A 20,324-nucleotide genomic window follows, 5' to 3' on the forward strand; every position below is an offset into this window, starting at 1 on the left:
TTCTCATGCTGGAAACTTTTGAAAGACTGGTCTCATCGCTGAATGGACTGGTCTGGGGCCTACCCATGCTGGTGCTTATCCTTGGCACCGGTCTCTACCTGATGCTGGGTTTGCGGTTGATGCCGCTACGCAATATCGGTCGGGCGTTCACCATGTTGCTGGCCGGCAGGCGCGGTGAGGGCGAAGGCGATATTTCGCCATTTCAGGCTCTGATGACCTCGCTGTCGGCGACTATCGGTACCGGCAACATCGCTGGTGTTGCCACTGCGATTGCACTGGGTGGTCCCGGCGCGCTGTTCTGGATGTGGTGCACCGCGCTGGTTGGTATGGCAACCAAATATGCAGAAGCGGTTTGCGCCGTGCACTATCGCGAGCGCGACGCCAACGGTGATTTCTGTGGCGGCCCGATGTATTACATCAAGAATGGTCTGCCTTCTCATTGGCGCTGGCTGGCGGTGGCCTTTGCCCTGTTTGGCGCGATTGCCGGCTTTGGCATCGGCAACAGTGTGCAGGCCAATTCTGTCGCCGACGCGCTCGACAGCAGCTTCGGCATCGATCCGCGCATTACCGGGTTTTGCCTGCTGGTGGCGGTAGCCGCCGTGGTGCTGGGCGGGGTTCGTCGTATAGCCGAGGTGGCCGGCGTTCTGGTGCCTTTGATGGCCGCGCTTTACCTTATCGCCGGCTTGATCATCATCATCGGTTCCCTTGGGGAGTTGCCGGCGGTGATTGCGCTGGTATTTGAATCTGCCTTTACCGGTACCGCGGCAACCGGCGGTTTTGCCGGAGCAGCGGTTTGGGCCGCCATTCGCTTCGGGGTGGCGCGGGGTATTTTCAGCAACGAAGCGGGGTTGGGCAGTGCGCCTATTGCCCACGCCGCTGCCAAAACCGACAGCCCGGTGGGGCAGGGTATGGTCGCCATGCTGGGTACCTTTATCGATACCTTGATCGTGTGCAGTATCACGGGTTTTGTGATTCTGTTGAGTGGCGCCTGGACCAGCGGCGAGAACGGTGCCGCACTGTCGGCGGCGGCCTTTGATCAGCTGTTGCCCGGCGGCCAATACGTTGTATCGATTGGTCTGGTATTGTTTGCCTTTACGACTATTCTTGGCTGGAGTTATTACTGCGAGCGTTGTGTGGTTTATCTGTTCGGCGTAAAGGCCGAGCTGCCCTTTCGCCTGTTGTGGGTAGCTGCGGTTCCTCTTGGCGCGCTGGCCAATCTGGAATTGATCTGGCTGGTGGCAGATACGCTGAATGCCATGATGGCACTGCCCAACCTGATTGCCCTGTTGTTGCTGAGCCCGGTTGTGTTTCGTTTGACGCGGGAGTATCGCGCGACCAACAGAGCGTAAAAAAGTGTTATTTCACGTAAGTGACCAGGTCGGTTTCGCTGACGTCGACCATTAACAGGTGATTGGCGCTGAGGCTGACGCCGTAGGTGCGGCAAAGCTCCTGCCGTTCCTGATCCTTGTAGGTTGAGGAGTGGACAATGTAATCAGCATCGTCTGTCGCGTCTCGACTCGCGATCATTTCCGGGAAGTAGGGGCGTGTGCCCCAGTTGAACCCGCAGAAACTGCGGTCAACCGTCAGCTTGTCCAGTACGTTGTAATTGGATGACACCTGTTCGCCATCAGCCCGACAGACAAAGAAACGAATCACGCCGAGTTTGCGCAGTTCACTTACCTCTACCTTGCTCAGGTCTTCGTCCAGCACCAATTCTTTCAGCGCGAGTATGGCGTGATTGACGTCAGCTTTATGCAGAGCGGCATCCTTTCGGACTCCGGATTTTCTTGAGAGGTAGCGCTGGCGAAGTGCAGTGACCTGATCGCGAAACTGGTCTATGGGGAGGATGGTTGATTCTGCGTTGGAAAACAGAAAGCCCTGGATAAAGCGAGCACCGCAATCGACCGCAAACATGAACTCGTCTTCAGTTTCGACACCCTCATACACGACCTTGATATCGTTTCGTTCGGTGACGTAGCGAAGCGCCTGCAAATAGTCTGCCCGGACACCGCCGCGTGAGGCCAGGCGGAAAAGGTTCATGTCGATTTTCAAGTAGTCTGGACGCAGATCAAACAGGCGTTCCATATGAGAATAACCCGCCCCGAAATCATCAATGGCGACCTGTAGCCCGGCTTCACGAAAGCGCTTGGCCAGCACGTTTACCGATTTACGCTTGCCCGGTGCTTCCGTGATTTCCGTGACCACTTTGTAGGGAGGCAATTCCAGTCGATCGAGCAGGGCCAGCGTGTTTTCGCCGAGATCGGAGCGCTCTGGCTGAATAAAAGCCGGTGAAATGTTTACACTGATAAACTCACCGCCCGGTCGGGCCGCAAACGTCGCAAGAGCCGTGGAGCGAATATGGCGATCGACAGTGATCTTGTCCTCGACATTAATCTGTTCGTCGTTGAAAAAAGGCCAGGCGCTTATGATGCTGCCGTCATGGGTTTCACAGCGCGCGAGGGCCTCGTAACCTCCAATGTTGCCGGTCAGGACATCCACAATCGGCTGATAGTGCGGAAAAAACTGCTTCAGATCCATAGTGCCCCAATTCGTCGTTAGCGATACAGCCGCGGGACACGCGAAGTTACGCCGGTAAACAGGTGGTAGCTTATGGTGTTGGCAAGTGGCGCGATATCGTCGGCTGGAAGTCCTTCTCCCCAAAGGGTTACATTATCACCTTCGTTAATCTGTAATGTAGAGTCTGTGATGTCAATACTGCAGATGTCCATTGAAATTCGCCCCACCACGGGAAAACGATGTCCGTTGACCAGCACGGGTGTGCTGTTGGGGAGTTGTCTGGGGTAACCGTCGCCATAACCGATGCCGATGGCTGCAATCCGGCTGTCTCTGCTGGCCGTCCACTTGCCGTTATAGCCCACAGACTCTCCAGCAGACACACTTTTCACAGCGAGAATGCGGGATTTAAGTGTCATCACTGGCATTAAATCCATTGGTATTGCTGTAGGGTTAGAGCCGTACAGCATAATGCCGGGGCGCACCCACTCCCGGTGACTGCGCTCTGCGCTTATGATCGCGGCGGAGTTGGCCAGACTGCGGGACAGGTTGGGGTAGTGATTGGCGACCCGATCAAATCGGTCGATCTGTTCTGTCGTGATCGGTGCGCTGTCTTCGTCGGCACTGCTGAAGTGTGTCATCAAGTTAAGGCTGTGCGCCGCCTTTGCCGTGCTGAGCACTTGGTGAGCCTGGTGCAGTTCGACTTCGGACAAGCCGAGACGATTCATGCCGGTATCCAGTTTCAGCCAAAGCTCCATCGGAATCCCAAGGGCGGCAACTTGGCGCGCCTGGGCCAGTGTGTGTATGGCCAGAGCAATGCGGTGTGTGGCGCAGTAGCGCAGCGCCTCGTCAGAAAGAAGAGTGCCCATTAATAAGATTGGCGCGCTGATACCCTGGTTGCGCAGCGTCTGTGCTTCGCTGAGGCGGGCAACCCCCAGCATGTCTGCCTCAGGAGCCAGCTGTTTGCCGACCTCCACCAGTCCGTGACCGTAAGCGTCAGCTTTGATCATGCTAATCACTTTGGCTTTGGGAGCGCACTGCCGCACCTGAGCGAGGTTGTGAGAAAGGGCTGAGAGCTTAATTTCTGCCCAGGCAGTGTGTTCCATGATGCACGATGTCCGCGGGTGATTGATTACTGCAGGTACCGGGGCAAATTACCCTGCGCTCACGGTGACTGCAAGCGCTGCCACAGAGATTCATTTAAAGTCGCAAGAAAAATGGCTATGCTAGTGTTTTAGTGCAAAAAATCATCGGGTTCAGGCGGCCTGCGAATGCCAAAGGGTTTTGAAGACAAGCTGGTTATTTCTATTTCGTCCAGAGCACTGTTTGATCTGGATGAGAGTCATCGGGTCTTTGAAGAGTCCGGTCTCGAAGCCTATCAGCAGTATCAGATTGATCATGAGGAAGAGGTGCTGGAACCGGGTGAAGCCTACCCGCTGGTGCAGAAGCTACTCAAGATTAATGAGCGCCTGGGGGAAGAGCGGGTGGAGGTGATTCTGCTGTCGCGCAATTCCGCCGACACCGGCCTGCGGGTATTCAACTCCATTGAGCATTACGGGCTGAAAATTTCCCGCGCTGCCTTTTGTGGCGGGGAGAGCCCATACCGTTACATCAGCGCCTTTGGTTGCCATCTCTTTCTGTCGACCCATGCCGACGACGTTCGCAACGCCCTGAACAACGGGGTGGCCGCGGCCACACTGTTGCCGCGGGGCAAACGTTCGGTCGAAGAATCGGATCAGTTGCGCTTTGCCTTTGATGGCGATGCAGTGCTGTTTTCCGACGAGGCGGAGCGCATTTTCAAGGAGAAGGGGCTTGAGGCCTTTGCCGCTAGCGAGCGCGCTGCGGCCAGAACCCCCTTGTCTGGCGGTCCCTTCAAACCCTTCCTCGCCGCTCTGAATCGCCTGCAAACTATCTTTCCGCCCGATGAATCACCGATCCGCACAGCGCTGGTCACCGCCCGCTCAGCGCCCGCCCACCAGCGTGTCATACTCACCCTTCGAGACTGGAATATCAGGATTGACGAATCGTTGTTTCTCGGCGGCCTCGACAAGGGCGATTTTCTGCATTCGTACGGTGCTGATGTGTTCTTTGATGATCAGGCTTCACATTGCCAGTCCGCGAGTCAGCACGTTGCCACCGGGCATGTCCCCCATGGCGTTGCCAATGACTGAGTTGCCCGCCAGGGAATTGGCAATTTTTCTAAAGTTATAAGCGGCAACCGCGTTATTACTGTACTAAACTGCTATCAGCTTGTGAGTTTGGTCAATAAGAGATGCTATGAAGCTCCAGCAATTGCGCTACATCTGGGAAGTGGCCCACCACGACCTCAACGTTTCTGCTACCGCGCAGAGCCTCTATACCTCCCAGCCGGGTATCAGCAAGCAGATTCGCCTGTTGGAAGATGAGCTGGGCGTTGAAATCTTCGCCCGCAGCGGCAAGCATCTGACCCATATCACCCCGGCAGGAGAGGCGATCATCAAGACCGCCGGCGAAGTGCTGCGCAAGGTCGAAGGTATCAAGCAGGTGGCCCAGGAATTCAGTGACGAGCGCAAGGGTGCCCTGTCGATTGCCACGACCCACACCCAGGCGCGCTATGCACTGCCGCCGGTGATCCGCGAGTTTATGAGCAACTACCCGGATGTCGCCCTGCATATGCATCAGGGCACACCCTTGCAGATCTCCGAGCTGGCCGCCGACGGCACCGTCGATTTTGCGATCGCGACCGAAGCGCTTGAGCTGTTCGGTGACCTGATCATGATGCCTTGCTACCGTTGGAACCGCACTGTGCTGGTGCCCAGGAATCATCCGCTGACCCAGATTTCCCGGCTGCAGCTGAAGGATGTGGCCGAGTTTCCCATCGTTACCTATGTATTCGGCTTTACCGGTCGTTCAAAGCTGGATGAGGCTTTTATAGAAGAAGGACTGTCGCCGAAGGTGGTGTTTACCGCAGCCGATGCCGATGTTATCAAAACCTATGTCCGGCTTGGTCTGGGTATCGGTATTGTGGCGAAAATGGCCTACGACCCGGAGCTGGACAGCGATCTGGTGCCGCTGGATGTGAGCCACCTGTTTGATGCCTCGGTGACCAAAATCGGCTTTCGTCGCGGCACCTTTCTGCGCGGCTACATGTACGAGTTTATCGAGTTGTTTGCCCCTCACCTGACGCGAGAGCTGGTTGACGAAGCCTATCGCCGTCACAGTAAATCCGAAATCGAAGAGCTGTTTGCGCATATCGATTTGCCAGTCTACTAGCGCCTCCAGCGCCCGCTGCGCGTTGCTTTCCCGCAGCGAACTGGGTAGAGTGCTGGCCTTTTCAGCTAGGGGACTATCGACGTGGAAATAGCCTGTCTTGATCTTGAAGGGGTTCTGGTACCGGAAATCTGGATCGACTTTGCCGAGCGCACTGGCATCGAGGAACTCAAGGCCACCACCCGCGATATCCCCGACTACGACGTGCTGATGAAGCAGCGCTTGCGTCTGTTGGATGAACACAAGCTCGGTCTGAATGAGATTCAGGAAGTGATCGCCACCATGAAGCCGCTGGATGGCGCGCCGGAGTTTGTCGATTGGCTGCGCGAGCGTTTTCAGGTGGTAATTCTGTCGGACACCTTTTACCAGTTTGCCAAGCCGCTGATGGCCCAGCTGGGCTATCCCACGCTGTTGTGTCACAACCTGGAAGTCGATACCGAATCGGGTCGTATTACCGATTACAAACTGCGCCAAGCCAACCCCAAACGGCAGGCCATTGTCGGCTTCAAGAGCATGTACTATCGCACGATCGCCGCCGGTGACTCCTATAACGACACCACCATGCTGGCCGAGGCTGATGCGGGCATCCTGTTTCACGCGCCGGATAATGTGATTGCGGAATTCCCCCAGTACCCGGCTGTGCATACCTATGAAGACCTGAAGAAAGAATTCCTCAAGGCTTCCAATCGAGACCTGTCTCTCTGACCTTCTGGGCGTCTGGTGCTTCGTCAGACGTCCGTCAAGCTCTCCAGCAAGGCCCCCACCTTATTCCAGGTCTCTTCAAACTCTGCGTTTACCTCTGAATCTTCAACAATGCCGCCCCCCGACCAGCAGTAGAGTCGGTTATCTTCGCAGAGCAGGGTTCGGATGGCGATGTTGCTGTCCATGTTGCCGTTGATGTCGAGGTAGGCAATCGAGCCGCAGTAGATTGAGCGTTCGTGGGGTTCGAGCTCGTGAATGATTTCCATTGCCCGGCGTTTTGGCGCGCCGGTGATAGAGCCGCCGGGAAAGCAGGCTGCCAGCAAGTCGAGCGCGGTATACTCCGGTGCCAGTGTGCCGCTGATGGTGCTAACCAGATGATGAACGGTCTGAAAGGTTTGTAGCTCGAACAGCTTGTCCACATGAATGCTGCCGGGCTGGCAGCAGCGGCCAATATCGTTGCGCAGCAGATCGACAATCATCAGGTTTTCTGCGCGGTCCTTGGTGCTGGCGGCCAGAGCATTGGCCAGAGCCTGATCTTTTTCCGGGATGGGGGAGCGGGGTGCCGTGCCCTTGATCGGGACGGTGCTGACTTTGTCGGAACGGACTTCAATAAAACGCTCGGGTGACAGGCACAGAACCTGACTGCCGGGCAGCTCCAGATAGGCAGACCAGGGGGCGGCAGCCACCAAGCGCAGTTGCCGGTAGGCCGCCCAGGCATCCCCCTCGCAGGGAGCTTCAAAGCGCCGGGCGAGATTGATCTGGTAGCTGTCGCCGGCCCGAATGTATTCTTTAACCCGAGTGAAGAGTGTTTTGTAACTATCTGAATATAAATTAGTTTCAAATCTCTCTGTGACACGAAAAGCGGGCTTGGCTGGCATAGGCGTCGCATCGCTCAGGCGGGCTTCAATGTCGTTGAGCAGGGAGCTTGGCGTGGCTGGGTGACTTACCAGAAAACGGCGTTTATCGAGGTGGTCGGCAACGATCGCCCAGCTGTAGAGGCCGGCAAAAACATCCGGCAGACGGTAGCTGGAATCGGCAGCGCCGACGCCCGCCAGAAAACGGCCACCATCGTAGCTCAGGGCGGTAATGATGCCGGCGGAAAATGGCAGCTCTAAGTCGATATCTGCGGCGGGCAGCATTTGCCATAGGGCGGAAAGCTTTTCGAATGCTTCTGCAAAGCCATCTTTCCTGTTTGATTTTGAAAGTGAAAGTGTTTCCAGTGGGGCAGCACTGATAATGTCGTAGCGGCCCCGCTCGGAGTAGGGCCAGGCACTGTCCAGAAACACCGGGTAGGGCAGGTCGCGCACCCTTTCAAAGAGAAGGCTGCTGTCGGATTGGTAGGTTAGTTCGCGAACCGTGAACGACGCCATGGTGTAAGGGAGGCAGCTCTGGTGAGGTGTGGGGCGCTATTGTATCGACCACAACTTGTTGAAATCCAGCGAGATTGCCGGATTAGACAGCATTTAGTGTCCGCTTTGTACATTGACACGGCCCCCCTATGCAATTAATGTTGTCGCCCGCCTGAAGCCGAAGAACACCGACTTAAACCCTTGAAAGGTAAGTGTTCTTTGTCAACTTTCGATTCAAAAGAGTGGGCCGTCAGGGAATATTCCTGCGGCAGGTGAGCGACCTTTGCCCGCCTGTAATCAGCCCTCCGCCATCGTCAGTTGCTTAATCAAGCCTCAACTTTAGTTGCTGAGACAGGAAGCATGACAAAAAAATCGCAGATCGCCCCGACACTGACAAACCCGTTTGAGCAGGCCAAGGACGTTGAATTCACCGTTCCTGGTCAGCTCGATTATGACCCCGGCCTGTACGAAACCACTCTGATGATGGGGCATGAATTGCTCCAGCTTCCCTATAAGGCCGCGGGTGTAAAAAGCATTCAGAAGCAGCACCAGAAAAAGCGCATGACCGTCTGGGAGCGCATTCAGGTGCTCAAGGATGCGGACACCGAACCGAAGATTCTGTACCAGAACTGGGGTAAAAACCTCGACGGCGCCTCGCTGGTAACAGGCATCATCAAGGTTAATGGCCGCGATGTAGCGATTTACGGCCACGACTTCACCGTGCGCGCCGGCTCCATGGACGCGACCAACGGCAGCAAGCTGGCCAGACTGTTTGAACTGGCTGGCAAGCTGGGTATTCCGCTGGTCGGTATGAATGATTCCGCCGGCGCCTTTATCCCGGCCGGCGTGGGTGGTCTGGACGGCTACGCAGAAGCCTTTACTGCGCTGCGCCGTATTAACGGTGTTGTGCCGTCTATCATGTGCATGTTTGGCTACAACGCTGGTGGCGGTGCCTACTTGCCGCGCCAAGGCTCATTTGTTGTTCAACCCAACGATACCTTCTTCGGCCTGACCGGCCCCGGTGTCGTCAAGTCGGTGTTGGGTGAAGACGTTACGGCCGATGATCTGGGTGGCCCCAAGGTTCACTCCCAGTCCGGTGTAACTGACTTTGTCGTTCCCGATGAAGTCGCCGCGCTGAACAAGGTTAAGCAACTGCTGAACTACCTGCCCGACAACAATGCCTCACAGGCGCCGTTTCAGCCAACCTCTGACCCGATTGACCGCAAGACCTGGGATATCGATCTGCTGCTGAAGAAGTCTTTCAATAGCCCGACCGGTTTCAATACGCCGTTTGATATCAGCATTATTATTCAGCAGTTGTGTGACCACGGCGATTATTTCGAGGTACAGCCCGAGCGCGCCCGCAATACCATTACGGCCTTTGGCCGCATAGGCGGCAATGTGGTCGGTTTCGTTGCGAATAACTCGGCTGTGGCGTCCGGTCAGATCGATATCGGCGCCGCTTACAAAAACGCTCGCTTTATTCGCTTCTGTAACGTCTACAACATTCCCGTGATGTTTATGGAAGACACCACCGGCTTCCTGCCCGGTAGGGAACAGGAAGAGGGCGGTATTGTTCAGGCAGGCCGTGCCATGTTGGATTCGATTGTTGATCTGCGCACCCCGCGCTTCCTGATCATCATTCGCAACGCCTTTGGTGGTGCTTACGCTTCGTTCAACAACTACCCGACCGGTGCCGACTTTGTCTGCGCACTGCCCACCACCCGCCTGGCGGTTATGGGTCCGGCCGGTGTTGAGTACGTTTACAAAGACGAACTGCGCGCCATTCGCAGCAGCCTGAAAGATCGTTTGGCTAAAGCCATGAAGCAGGGCCTGTCGGAAAAAGACGCCAAGGCTGAAGTGGCCGCCTGGCAGAAAGCTGAAGAAGCCCTGTTGGCGCAGCGTTACGAGCGCGAGCTCATGAACCCCAATGAGGCTTTGAGCCTCGGATCCATCTCACAAATTGTTATGCCGTCGGATTTGCGACAGGTCATTGCCGAGCAGCTGGAGCTGCATATGGCGAGCTACAAGCCCGAACCCATGGGCGGACCGCAACGCGAATTCCACTGACGTCACTTAAACGGCAAACCGGATTACAAGGGGAACACACTCGTGCAAAGCAACAACTACTATCTGAACAACCCGCTGATCCACGCGGATCGCAAGCTGTCTAATTCGCCATCGTCGTGGGTACGCAGCTTTTCCTGTGAAGACCTGAAACCGCTGATCATCTGCCGCGGCCCGATTCGCAAGGAGGCAATGGATGTCTTCGACGAAATGGGCATCAACGGCTACGGCATTCTGCTGTCTGAAAAGGACTCAATCACCTACACCAACGCGCTGGCGCCGGAATTGCGCAAGCTGACCGACCCGGACCGTGTTCACCGGGTGCCGGACTACACCGGTGCCAATAAAGAAGAGCGCGGCAAGCGTATCCAGCAGATTGTCCGTATCGCCAAGGATAACGGCTACAACGCGATTTTCGCTGGCTACGGCTTCATGTCTGAAGATGCCGAGATGGTTGAAGCCATGGAAGAGGCCGGCCTGAACTTTATTGGCCCCTGTTCCTACACCCAGAAAGCCGCTGGCATGAAAGACCAGGCCAAGCGCACGGCACTGGAAACCGGTGTATCGGTGACCCCCGGTGTCAACAACGCGACCAGCCTGGCCCTGTTTGCCAAGTACGGTGAAAACGGTCTTGAAAAGTGTGCCAAAGACCACAAGCTGAAGGTTGATTTCTCCAAGTGTAAGGACGACGAAGAGAAAGCGCTGGCGCTGCTGGCTGCCTCCTACGATGCGGGAATCGATATCATCGATGCCGATGATATAGGCGAGGCGCTTAAGGTTGAAGCCAAGCGCATGCTGAGCGAAAAGCCGAACAACCGCTTTCGCCTGAAGGCCATCGCCGGTGGCGGTGGTAAAGGGCAGCGTATTCTTCAATCCGCCAACTCCTACAAGGGCAAGACCCTGGAAGAGCGCGTGGAGCTGGCCGCAGCCCCGGTACCGTCGCTGGTTAAGGAATGTCTGATTGAGCTCAAGACCAACGGCGTGGGCGACAACAAAAACGTTCTGATCGAAATGAACATCGATACCACCCGTCACCAGGAAATCCAGGTGGTGGGCAATGGTGAGTGGTGCATGACTATGGGCGGTCGCGACTGCTCTTTGCAGATGCACGAGCAGAAACTGTTGGAAGTGTCTGTGACCGTGGAAGAGCTGCAAGCGGCTATAGAGGAGGCCAGCGCGGCCGGGCGCCGCGCCGAAGTCACTCAGCTGAAGAAGGATCTCGAGATCCTGCAGCGCATGGAAGAAGAGGGCGCGGTTTTCGGTGAAGCAGTGAAGCTCGATTCGGTAGGCACCTTTGAGTGTATCGTCGACGGTGAAGCGCACTACTTTATGGAAATGAACACCCGGATTCAGGTTGAGCACCGGGTTACCGAGCTGTGTTACAAGTTGAAGTTCATCAATCCGGACGATCCTAACGATTTCTTTATCGCTGAGAGTCTGGTGGAAGTGATGGCCCTGATTGCCCGTCATGGCAAGCGCCTCCCCAAACCTGAGCGTATCGTTCGCGAGCCCGCCTCGGTAGAAGCGCGCATGAACGCCACTAACCAGGCGCTGCAGCCTCACGCAGGCGGCGTGATCGAGTATTGGTCGGATGCGCTGGAAGGCGAAATTCGCGACGACCAGGGGATCTCCATGCACAATCCGGACACGGATGTGTTTATGAAGTACCACCTGGCCGGTGCCTACGACTCCAACATTGCGCTCTTGCTCACCACGGGTCAAAACCGACTCGACAGCTACACCAAGCTTGCTGAAATCCTTCGCCGCACCGAGCTGCGGGGCAAGGATCTGGCCACCAACCTGCAATTCCACTACGGTCTTGTGTACTGGTTCCTCGGCAACGGCATTAACGCACGTCCCAGCACCCGCTTTATCGTTCCCTACCTGACTGCTGTGGGTGAGCTGAGAGAGGCTGCTTCACAGATTGACCTGGACTTTGCCTACGGCCAGATCAAACAGCAGTACCTGGCAGAAGCCGACCCCAAAACCGCGAAGGCCTGGGCCAACGCGTTGGATCTCAAACAGCTGCTGATTACCCGACCGCTGGAGCGACTGTTTGGCGAACCTCATTACATGGCTGGCTGGCTGAGCGTGCACAAAGATGCGGTGAAAGTGAGCAAGAAGTCTGTGGAGTGGAAGGTAAACCCCATTGAGCTGCTGGCTGAGCTGTATCACTTCCTGAATATGGATTATCAACCGGGCAAACCCGCTCGGCACATGATCTGGGACCACGACAACGAAGTACTTCAAGCTGCCCTGAATTTTTATGCCAGCCTGAAAGACAAGCTTGGCACCGACGATTTTGTCGAGCTGCAGGCAGCACTGGCTTCAGACAAGGCGCCGAAGGGTATTACCAAGAAGCAGTGGGTTGAGGCCCAGCAAGCGCACGCTGGCTATCAGGCCGGTACCGAGCTGCTGTCTGTGTTGACCTACATCGCGCGCAAGACCAAGTTCCACGACCTGAAAGTGAACGCGGACCTGAGCATCAGCATTCCGGATCGTCTAACCGAGAAAGAGCTGCAGGACCGTATGGCCAAGGTGCTGGTGCCCCCGCCTGCGGCCAAATCCGATGAGATTCTGGCGGCCAGCGGCGGTATGTTCTACCCGCGTGAAGCGCCCGGCATGGATGTGTTCGTGAAGGAAGGTGATCACTTCGAAGCGGGCGATGTACTCTACATTGTTGAAGTCATGAAGATGTTCAACAAGGTGGTTGCTCCGTTTTCGGGTACGGTCGACAAGTGCCTGATCGATGGCGATGGCGTGATCATCAAGAAAGGCCAGCCGGTCTTCAAGGTGACGCCAGACGAGAAAATCGTGATTGAAACGCCAGAGGAAATTGCCGAAAAGCGCAAGCTGAAGACAGCGGATTTCCTGAAAACCATCGTTTAAGTGCTGAGCAGGGCGTCTGTGATCAGACGCCTGTCGCGCACTGTTGTAGATAGCGCGTCGCACGCAGGCGCGCTCACTGCTTTTTGATTCAAGTTCACAGGTATAAGCCTCATGATAACCGCACTTGACCATATCGCCATTGCCGTTCCCGAACTGGAAAAGGCCATTGCGCGTTTCAAGGAAGATTTTCAGCTAAATTTTGAAGGCACTGAAGATGTGGTTGATGCCAAAACATCCACCGCCTTTTTCCCGGTGCCTGCCACCAGCATCGAGCTGGTACACCCTTTGAACGGTGAAGGCCCGATTGCCAAATACCTGGAGAAAAAACCAGGTGGCCTGCACCATATTTGCTTTCGAAGTGACAACATTGAGGAAGATGTAGCTCGCCTGAAGGCTAAAGGCTATCAGTTTCTGTCAGAGGAACCGAGCCTGGGAGCGCACAATTCCAAAGTGATTTTCATTCACCCGAAAAGTTGTGATGGCGTGCTGGTGGAAATCAATCAGCCCGGCGACGATCACTGATTCACGTTATCAAGGCCCAGGCTTGCACTGGCTTGGCTATCACTGACAGGTAACAAGATATGGCAGACAAAGACTACAAAGCACCCGAGGCAACGCGCGAATCCTGGGAAGACTTGGCCAACAAGCAGATGAGCAAGGGCGGTAAAAGCCTGGATGATCTGGTTTGGCATACACCGGAAGGCATCGACGTCAATCCGCTGTACAGTAAGAAAGACGTTGAAGATCTGCCGTACACTGACACGATGCCGGGCATGGAACCGTTTATTCGGGGCCCTCAGCCGACGATGTATGCTGGCCGTCCCTGGACGATCCGCCAGTATGCGGGTTTCTCCACCGCTGAAGAGTCGAATGCTTTCTACCGCAAGGCGCTGGCAGCCGGCGGGCAGGGTGTATCGGTAGCTTTTGACCTGGCAACGCACCGTGGTTATGACTCCGATCACCCGCGGGTGACCGGTGATGTTGGTAAAGCCGGTGTGGCTATCGACTCAGTCGAAGATATGAAAGTGCTGTTTGACGGCATCCCATTGGACAAAGTGTCTGTATCCATGACCATGAACGGCGCGGTGCTGCCGGTACTGGCGGGCTACATTGTGTCTGCAGAAGAGCAGGGCGTTAGCCAGGATCAACTTTCCGGCACCATTCAGAACGATATTCTGAAAGAATTCATGGTGCGCAATACCTATATCTATCCGCCGCAACCGTCGATGAAAATTATCGGCGATATCATTGCCTACGCGTCGGACCACATGCCCAAATTCAACACCATCTCTATTTCGGGCTACCATATTCAGGAAGCCGGTGCCGATGCCGCCCTGGAGTTGGCCTACACGCTGGCGGACGGTAAAGAGTATATCCGCACTGCACTGGCCGCGGGATTGGATATCGATAAGTTTGCAGGCCGTTTGTCCTTCTTCTGGGGCATTGGCATGAACTTCTACATGGAGATTGCCAAACTCCGCGCTGCGCGGCTTTTGTGGGCTCGCATCGTCGATGAGTTCAAGCCGAAGAATCCGCGCTCAAAAATGCTGCGCACCCATAGCCAGACCTCCGGTTGGTCGCTGACCGAGCAGGATCCCTACAACAACGTGGTTCGCACCACAATTGAGGCCATGGCTGCAGTATTTGGCGGCACCCAGTCGCTGCACACCAACGCACTGGACGAGGCGATTGCGCTGCCGACGGAATTCTCGGCCCGGATTGCTCGCAACACCCAGCTCATCATTCAGGAAGAAACCGGCATCACCAAGGTGGTTGACCCTTGGGGTGGCTCCTACATGATGGAATCGCTGACCAACGACATCGCCGAAAAAGCCTGGGAGCTGATCCAGGAAGTGGAAGAAAAAGGCGGCATGGCCAAGGCGATTGAAACCGGTATGCCCAAGCTGCGCATTGAAGAATCGGCGGCGCGCAAGCAGGCCCGCATCGATCGCGGTGAAGATGTGATTGTCGGTGTGAACAAATACCGACTGGAAACCGAAGATGACGTCGATATTCTCGATATCGACAATGAGAAAGTCCGCAAATCACAGGTCGCCGCGCTGGAGCGTATTCGCGCCAATCGAGACGAAAAAGCCGTTGAAGATGCTCTGGAGGCGATCTACCAGTGCGCGGTAAGCGGCGAAGGCAACCTGCTGGATCTGGCGGTGAAAGCGACCCGCGTTCGTGCTACCGTGGGTGAAATTTCCTTTGCCATGGAGCGCGAATTCGGTCGCTTCAATGCGCAGGCTCAAACGGTATCCGGTGTGTACGGTAGCGCCTATCAGAACGACGACAACTGGAATGAAATTTCCGCCGATATTGAGGCTTTCACTGAAAAGCACGGCCGTCGCCCGCGTATGCTGGTCTGTAAAATGGGCCAGGACGGACACGATCGCGGCGCCAAGGTAATAGCGACTGCCTTTGCGGATGTGGGTTTCGATATCGACCTGTCACCCATGTTTTCCACGCCCGAAGAAGTGGCCAAGCAGGCGATCGAGAATGACGTTCATGTAGTGGGCGTTTCGTCGCAGGCTGCGGGCCACAAGACGCTAGTACCGGCGCTGATCGAAGAGCTGAAGAAGCAGGGAGCTGAGGATATTATTGTGGTAGCCGGTGGTGTTATCCCACGCCAGGACTACGACTTCCTGAATAAGGCTGGCGTAAAGGGTATCTTCGGGCCTGGCACCCAGATCCCCAAAGCGGCGCGTGAAGTACTTGACTCCATCAATGCGAATTACAAAAGCTGATTCGCGGGTACATTGTCAGGCCCATGCGGTTTGATGCTTCAGGCCCGGCTTTTGCCGGGCTTTTTGTTATGGACGCTCGAATAGAATGACGAGTATTGATATAGACCAGCTCCGTCAAGGCAATCGCCGTGCTCTGGCCAAAGCCATTACCCTTGTGGAAAGTAAGCGAGCTGAGCACCGCGAGCAGGCCCAGCGTCTGCTCGAAGCGGTACTGCCTTATACCGGAAACAGCATTCGCGTTGGCATCACCGGCATTCCCGGGGTGGGCAAGTCCACGTTTATCGAAAGTTTTGGCCAAACGGTTATCGAGCAGGGCAAGAAGGTGGCTGTGCTGGCGGTAGACCCCAGCTCACCCATCGCTGGTGGCTCCATTCTGGGGGATAAAACCCGGATGGAAGAGCTGTCGCGAATGGATAATGCCTTTATTCGGCCCTCGCCGTCGGAAGGTGCCCTTGGTGGCGTTGCACTGAAAACCCGCGAAACCATGCTGCTCTGTGAAGCCGCCGGCTATGATGTGATCCTCGTAGAAACGGTTGGGGTAGGACAGTCGGAATACGAAGTGGCCAGTATGGTCGATTTTTTCATGGTGCTGATGCTGCCCAATGCGGGCGATGAGCTACAGGGCATCAAAAAAGGAATCATGGAACTGGCAGATGCGTTGGTAATTAACAAGGCCGACGGCGACAGCCTCAACATGGCCCAGCAGACGCGGCGTCATTATCAGAACGCCTTGCATTTGCTGCGCCATACCAGCTTCTGGACGCCGCAGGTAAAAACCTGCTCAGCGCTGAAGAAGGAAAATATCGAGGAGGTCTGGGGCATGATCTCGGACTTTCAGATCGATGCCATCAAGAACAAGGCGTTTCACGAGAAGCGTGCCCGCCAGGCTCAGGAGTGGATGCACAAATTGCTTCACGAAATGCTTGATCTGAAACTTAAGCAGAATCCTGAGGTTAAGCAACAGATGCCGGAGCTTGATCGCCAGGTAACCGAAGGCAAGACCACTCCCTATCTGGCGGCGAAATCGCTGATTGATTTGCTGTTCAAGGCGAATTGATGAAAGACATAGCCCACAAACTAACGGAATTCGTTCAGACTCATCTACCGACGGCGCGGGCGCTGGAAATCGAGGTGGCTGACTACGACAGCCAATCGCTGACCCTGCGTGCGCCGCTGGGGCCGAGTATCAACGATAAGCATACGGCCTTTGGTGGCAGTCTGTATGTAGTGGCAGTTATGGCGGGCTGGGGCATGGTGTACCTGCGCTGCCGTGAGGCAGGAATTGATCCGAATATCGTTGTTGCCCGGGGTGAAATAGACTACCTGGCACCGGTGCCAGGCGATATTGTCGCCTCGTCACTGCCAGTGACTGAAGGCGATTGGGAGACCTTTTTTCAGCAGTTTGAAGACCGCGGAAAGGCAAAAATTGAATTGCAGACCCGGATTCTGCAAGGCGGTGAGCCTGCGGTTAAGTTCACAGGGCTGTACGCCATTATCGGTCACGCGCCCAATATTCAGGTTTGAGTTTCCCGACAGACAAAATGAGTTCTGTCGCGCGTTGGCGTATTAATCTCCATAAACAAACCGCCGCAACTCTTCAATATTTTCCATACCGTCGTTGTAACCGAGCTGAATCAGCCGCTCACTGAATTTATGGGTAAACAGCAGATAGCTGGCGATATTAACGCCGCCGGCGCTGCGATTACCGCTGCCGCGCAAAAATGTCCGGATACTGCGTGGCAAGCCATGAACAAAGTCATCAGCGATAGCGTCAATATCCTGCGAGGGCGAGATCACCAGCGCATCAATCGGGCGCAGCTTGTGGTCGGTAAAGGAATCCTGCTCCGGCATCAGACGAATCAACTGGTTGATCCTCTCCAGTCGTTCAATATCGGTTTCGATGCTGTCGACAAAGGCGCTGTTGAGCAGGTGGCCGATAATCTGACCAAAGGCGGGTGACTGAATTTTTTGAATAGGGCGCCGATATTCCCGGCGGTGACCGTTTGCCGGAATAATCAGAACGCGCTGGGCACCCAGATGCAGGGCCGGGCTGATCGGGGTAAGTTGCCGCAGGGCGCCGTCACCAAAGTAATTGCGGCCAATGCGCTGGGGCGGGAATATGGTCGGGATGGCGGTTGAGGCCATCACATGCGAAATATCGATGGGGGTGGGCACCCCCTGGCGACGCCAGCGCTGCCATCCTGCCCGCTCCGGGCCGCCCTGAAAAAAGCTGATCGACACACCCTGGGTGTAGTCCATGGCGGTAAGGCTGAGAGCCTCGAGATGGCCGGCGGCGATGTTTTCTGAAATGGCGCCGAAGTCGAGATTCTTGCGCAGCAGTTCATGCAGAGGCGAGTTGTCGAGAAGTGCGACGGGGCGCCCGACCGCGATCCCTGAATTAAACAGGGACAGCAACAAGCGCCAGGCATTACTCATCACACCCAGCCAGTCGGAGCGATAAATCTGGTCGGTACTGAGGTTTAACCAGAGGGATTCAAGCCAGTCAGCGGCGTTGCCGAAGTTTTCGGCCTTGGTGGCCAGTGCAACCGCGTTGATCGCCCCGGCCGAGGTGCCACAGAGAATTCGGTAGGGGTTGTACTCGCGATTACCGTGCAGCGTGGCAAGGGCCTTGATAACACCGACCTGATAGGCTGCACGGGCACCGCCCCCCGGTAGAATCAACGCTGTATCGTGGTTCGCTTCCTGCATTTACTTGCTGTGTCCCCGTAGCCCGGCATCCACCAGTATGCGGGTAGCTATTTCTTCAATCGACGCGTGGGTCGATTCAATATAAGGGATGCCGAAGCGGTTGAACATAATTTCTGCCTGGCGAACCTCGTATTCACATTGCGCCAGCGTGGAGTAGCGAGCGTTGGCCCGTCGCTCGGTGCGAATGGTCGACAGCCGTTCGGGCTCGATGGTCAGGCCGTAGAGTTTGTCGCGAAATGGGGCCAGGGGTTTAGGAATACGCCCATTATCCAGGTCGTCTTCGGTGAGGGGGTAATTGGCGACAAAGACACCCGCCTGCAGGGCCAGATACAGGCTGGTAGGGGTCTTGCCGCTGCGCGATACTCCGATCAGGATCAGCTCAGCCTGATGGTAGCGATCAATCTTGGCGCCGTCATCGTTGTCCAGTGCGTAGTTCACCGCATCGATCCGGTGCTTGTAATCGGGTTCGTTGGAGACACTGTGGGCGCCGCCCACGGTAAACGATGATTTAATGCCGAGCGCTTCTTCCAGGGGGGTCAGGAAGGTGGACAGGATATCCACGGTAAAACCCGCGCTGCCCTTGATCACTTTGCGAACTTCTTCATTGACGATAGTGTCGAACACGATCGGTTGGCTGCCATCGCGGGCTGCGACCCGGTCGATTTTTTCGGCAGCGGAACGGGCCTTCTCGGCATTGTCGATATAAGGCAGGATAATCCGTTCGAATTTCAGGCCCTCAAACTGGGCCAGCAGGCTGCTGCCCAATGCTTCTGCGGTGATACCGGTGCTGTCAGAGATGAAAAATGCCGTTCTTTTGGTCATTTCTGTCACAATACGGGGCCTCTTATAGGGCGAATTTCTGGCCGAGTTCCAGTATCATACGCGATCTTTAGAGCACGTACCTTATTCACTAGAGGAAACCCGTTTTGTCTGAATACGTTCTTTGGTTTCAAGAGCTTGGCATGGATGATGTCGAGCGTGTGGGCGGCAAAAACGCATCACTGGGCGAGATGATCAGCGAGCTTTCCGACGCAGGGGTTTCCGTGCCCGGTGGCTTTGCTACCACCGCGTCCGCCTACCGGGACTTTCTGCAGCAAAGCGGCTTGAATGAGCGTATCAAGCAGCGTCTTGAAGGCCTCGACGTTGATGACGTAAAGACCCTTACCGAAACCGGTCGCGATATTCGGCAATGGATTATCGACACCCCCTTTCCTGCGCAGCTCGATGCCGCGGTGAGTCAGGCTTTTGAGGAACTGGCAGAAGGCAATGCCGAAATTGCCGTCGCTGTGCGTTCGTCGGCTACGGCTGAAGATTTGCCGGATGCGTCCTTCGCCGGTCAGCAGGAAACCTTCCTCAACATTCGTGGCCTGGACAACGTCAAAATCGCGATCAAGGAAGTCTTCGCCTCGCTCTACAATGATCGCGCCATTGCCTATCGTGTTCACAAGGGCTTTGAGCACGCTGACGTCGCCTTGTCGGCGGGTATTCAGCGCATGGTGCGCTCGGAAATCGGCGCCAGCGGCGTGATGTTCAGTATGGACACCGAATCGGGCTTTGACGGCGTGGTATTTATTACCGCGTCTTATGGTCTTGGTGAAACCGTGGTGCAGGGCTCGGTCAATCCGGACGAGTTCTATGTTCACAAGGCGATTCTGGAGCAGGGCAAGCACGCCGTGTTGCGGCGCAACCTTGGCGCCAAAGCCATCAAAATGATTTACGGCAACGAAGCGTCGGCAGGTAAGTCCGTTGAAACGGTGGACGTCGACGAGGCTGACCGCAATCGTTTCTGTATCACTGACGACGAGGTCATGGCACTGGCTAAACAGGCCCTGATCATCGAGAAGCACTATCAGCGTCCGATGGATATCGAGTGGGCCAAAGACGGTGATACCGGCAAACTGTTTATTGTTCAGGCCCGCCCGGAAACCGTAAAAAGTCAGGAATCCGCTAACCTGATGGAACGCTACCTGCTAAAAGAAAAGGGCAAGGTCATCTGCGAAGGCCGGTCCATCGGTCAGCGCATCGGCAGTGGTCCGGTTCGGGTTGTGGCCGGCCTGTCAGAAATGGATCAGGTACAGAAAGGGGATGTGCTGGTCAC

Annotated in this window: 16 protein-coding genes; 11 read left to right on the top strand and 5 right to left on the bottom strand. The window is 55.8% G+C overall.

The genetic code is table 11. The features are described from left to right. The first annotated feature begins 8 nt into the window (after nucleotides 1-8). Nucleotides 9-1,349: an alanine/glycine:cation symporter family protein gene (locus tag ABY734_RS09090; protein ID WP_372778694.1), complete on the top strand. Its 1,341-nt coding sequence runs from the start codon at nucleotides 9-11 to the stop codon at nucleotides 1,347-1,349. A gap of 7 nt (nucleotides 1,350-1,356) precedes the next feature. Here ABY734_RS09090 and ABY734_RS09095 read toward each other — a convergent pair whose 3' ends face one another. Together ABY734_RS09095 and alr are read right to left on the bottom strand one after the other, a co-directional pair. Then, on the bottom strand, nucleotides 1,357-2,538 hold the full coding sequence (locus ABY734_RS09095) for an EAL domain-containing protein (protein ID WP_372778673.1): 1,182 nt from the start codon (nucleotides 2,536-2,538) through the stop codon (nucleotides 1,357-1,359). Nucleotides 2,539-2,555: 17 nt separating this feature from the next. Continuing rightward, nucleotides 2,556-3,620 (bottom strand): alanine racemase, encoded by a 1,065-nt coding sequence (gene alr, locus ABY734_RS09100; protein ID WP_372778674.1) that lies wholly within the window; start codon nucleotides 3,618-3,620, stop codon nucleotides 2,556-2,558. Between the two features lie 165 nt (nucleotides 3,621-3,785). Here alr and ABY734_RS09105 point away from each other — a divergent pair, with 165 nt between their 5' ends. The 3 genes from ABY734_RS09105 to thrH all read left to right on the top strand — a co-directional run bounded on the left by ABY734_RS09105 (nucleotide 3,786) and on the right by thrH (nucleotide 6,468). Then, entirely contained in the window at nucleotides 3,786-4,685 is a 900-nt protein-coding gene (locus ABY734_RS09105) for a 5'-nucleotidase (protein WP_372778675.1), read from the top strand. Between the two features lie 106 nt (nucleotides 4,686-4,791). Further along, on the top strand, nucleotides 4,792-5,766 hold the full coding sequence (cysB, locus tag ABY734_RS09110) for an HTH-type transcriptional regulator CysB (protein ID WP_372778676.1): 975 nt from the start codon (nucleotides 4,792-4,794) through the stop codon (nucleotides 5,764-5,766). Nucleotides 5,767-5,847: 81 nt separating this feature from the next. Beyond that, complete coding sequence (gene thrH, locus ABY734_RS09115; protein WP_372778677.1) at nucleotides 5,848-6,468, top strand: bifunctional phosphoserine phosphatase/homoserine phosphotransferase ThrH; 621 nt, start codon at nucleotides 5,848-5,850, stop codon at nucleotides 6,466-6,468. Nucleotides 6,469-6,491: 23 nt separating this feature from the next. Here thrH and pabB read toward each other — a convergent pair whose 3' ends face one another. Next, the gene (gene pabB, locus ABY734_RS09120) at nucleotides 6,492-7,835 is read right to left on the bottom strand and encodes an aminodeoxychorismate synthase component I (protein ID WP_372778678.1); all 1,344 of its coding nucleotides are present in this window, start codon (nucleotides 7,833-7,835) and stop codon (nucleotides 6,492-6,494) included. Between the two features lie 339 nt (nucleotides 7,836-8,174). Between pabB and ABY734_RS09125 the strand changes: the two genes are divergently transcribed. From ABY734_RS09125 to ABY734_RS09150, 6 genes are all read left to right on the top strand, one after another. After that, complete coding sequence (locus ABY734_RS09125) at nucleotides 8,175-9,884, top strand: acyl-CoA carboxylase subunit beta (protein ID WP_372778679.1); 1,710 nt, start codon at nucleotides 8,175-8,177, stop codon at nucleotides 9,882-9,884. A gap of 42 nt (nucleotides 9,885-9,926) precedes the next feature. Then, nucleotides 9,927-12,770 carry a biotin/lipoyl-containing protein gene (locus tag ABY734_RS09130; RefSeq protein ID WP_372778681.1) on the top strand — a complete coding sequence of 948 codons (2,844 nt, stop codon included), beginning with the start codon at nucleotides 9,927-9,929 and terminating at the stop codon, nucleotides 12,768-12,770. A 111-nt stretch (nucleotides 12,771-12,881) separates the two neighbouring features. Beyond that, a complete protein-coding gene (mce, locus tag ABY734_RS09135) occupies nucleotides 12,882-13,292 on the top strand; it encodes a methylmalonyl-CoA epimerase (protein ID WP_372778682.1) in 411 nt (136 codons plus the stop codon). Nucleotides 13,293-13,351: 59 nt separating this feature from the next. Beyond that, nucleotides 13,352-15,517, top strand: a complete 2,166-nt coding sequence (scpA, locus tag ABY734_RS09140; protein ID WP_372778683.1) for a methylmalonyl-CoA mutase — start codon at nucleotides 13,352-13,354, stop codon at nucleotides 15,515-15,517. Nucleotides 15,518-15,602: 85 nt separating this feature from the next. After that, complete coding sequence (meaB, locus tag ABY734_RS09145) at nucleotides 15,603-16,574, top strand: methylmalonyl Co-A mutase-associated GTPase MeaB (protein WP_372778684.1); 972 nt, start codon at nucleotides 15,603-15,605, stop codon at nucleotides 16,572-16,574. Next, nucleotides 16,574-17,041, top strand: coding sequence for a YiiD C-terminal domain-containing protein (locus ABY734_RS09150; RefSeq protein WP_372778685.1), 468 nt, complete (start codon nucleotides 16,574-16,576; stop codon nucleotides 17,039-17,041). Before meaB ends, ABY734_RS09150 begins: the two co-directional genes overlap by 1 nt. A gap of 42 nt (nucleotides 17,042-17,083) precedes the next feature. On the opposite strand, the gene ABY734_RS09155 is transcribed toward ABY734_RS09150, so the two are convergent. Together ABY734_RS09155 and ABY734_RS09160 are read right to left on the bottom strand one after the other, a co-directional pair. After that, nucleotides 17,084-18,226, bottom strand: coding sequence for a patatin-like phospholipase family protein (locus ABY734_RS09155; protein WP_372778686.1), 1,143 nt, complete (start codon nucleotides 18,224-18,226; stop codon nucleotides 17,084-17,086). Next, nucleotides 18,227-19,048, bottom strand: a complete 822-nt coding sequence (locus ABY734_RS09160; protein ID WP_372778687.1) for a pyruvate, water dikinase regulatory protein — start codon at nucleotides 19,046-19,048, stop codon at nucleotides 18,227-18,229. It lies immediately after the preceding gene. Nucleotides 19,049-19,188: 140 nt separating this feature from the next. Here ABY734_RS09160 and ABY734_RS09165 point away from each other — a divergent pair. After that, a partial coding sequence (locus tag ABY734_RS09165) for a PEP/pyruvate-binding domain-containing protein (protein ID WP_372778695.1) occupies nucleotides 19,189-20,324 on the top strand: 1,136 nt, incomplete at its 3' end.

Origin of the sequence: Litorivivens sp. (assembly GCF_041624475.1) — a bacterium.
In the GTDB taxonomy this organism is placed as follows: domain Bacteria; phylum Pseudomonadota; class Gammaproteobacteria; order Pseudomonadales; family Spongiibacteraceae; genus Litorivivens.

What these genes read in the sequence shown, in the direction of transcription:
- ABY734_RS09095 (WP_372778673.1), bottom strand. Translation starts at nt 2,538, where the DNA reads ATGGATCTGAAGCAGTTTTTTCCGCACTATCAGCCGATTGTGGATGTC.
- alr (WP_372778674.1), bottom strand. Translation starts at nt 3,620, where the DNA reads ATGGAACACACTGCCTGGGCAGAAATTAAGCTCTCAGCCCTTTCTCAC.
- ABY734_RS09105 (WP_372778675.1), top strand. Translation starts at nt 3,786, where the DNA reads ATGCCAAAGGGTTTTGAAGACAAGCTGGTTATTTCTATTTCGTCCAGA.
- cysB (WP_372778676.1), top strand. Translation starts at nt 4,792, where the DNA reads ATGAAGCTCCAGCAATTGCGCTACATCTGGGAAGTGGCCCACCACGAC.
- pabB (WP_372778678.1), bottom strand. Translation starts at nt 7,835, where the DNA reads ATGGCGTCGTTCACGGTTCGCGAACTAACCTACCAATCCGACAGCAGC.
- ABY734_RS09125 (WP_372778679.1), top strand. Translation starts at nt 8,175, where the DNA reads ATGACAAAAAAATCGCAGATCGCCCCGACACTGACAAACCCGTTTGAG.
- mce (WP_372778682.1), top strand. Translation starts at nt 12,882, where the DNA reads ATGATAACCGCACTTGACCATATCGCCATTGCCGTTCCCGAACTGGAA.
- scpA (WP_372778683.1), top strand. Translation starts at nt 13,352, where the DNA reads ATGGCAGACAAAGACTACAAAGCACCCGAGGCAACGCGCGAATCCTGG.
- meaB (WP_372778684.1), top strand. Translation starts at nt 15,603, where the DNA reads ATGACGAGTATTGATATAGACCAGCTCCGTCAAGGCAATCGCCGTGCT.
- ABY734_RS09150 (WP_372778685.1), top strand. Translation starts at nt 16,574, where the DNA reads ATGAAAGACATAGCCCACAAACTAACGGAATTCGTTCAGACTCATCTA.
- ABY734_RS09155 (WP_372778686.1), bottom strand. Translation starts at nt 18,226, where the DNA reads ATGCAGGAAGCGAACCACGATACAGCGTTGATTCTACCGGGGGGCGGT.
- ABY734_RS09160 (WP_372778687.1), bottom strand. Translation starts at nt 19,048, where the DNA reads ATGACCAAAAGAACGGCATTTTTCATCTCTGACAGCACCGGTATCACC.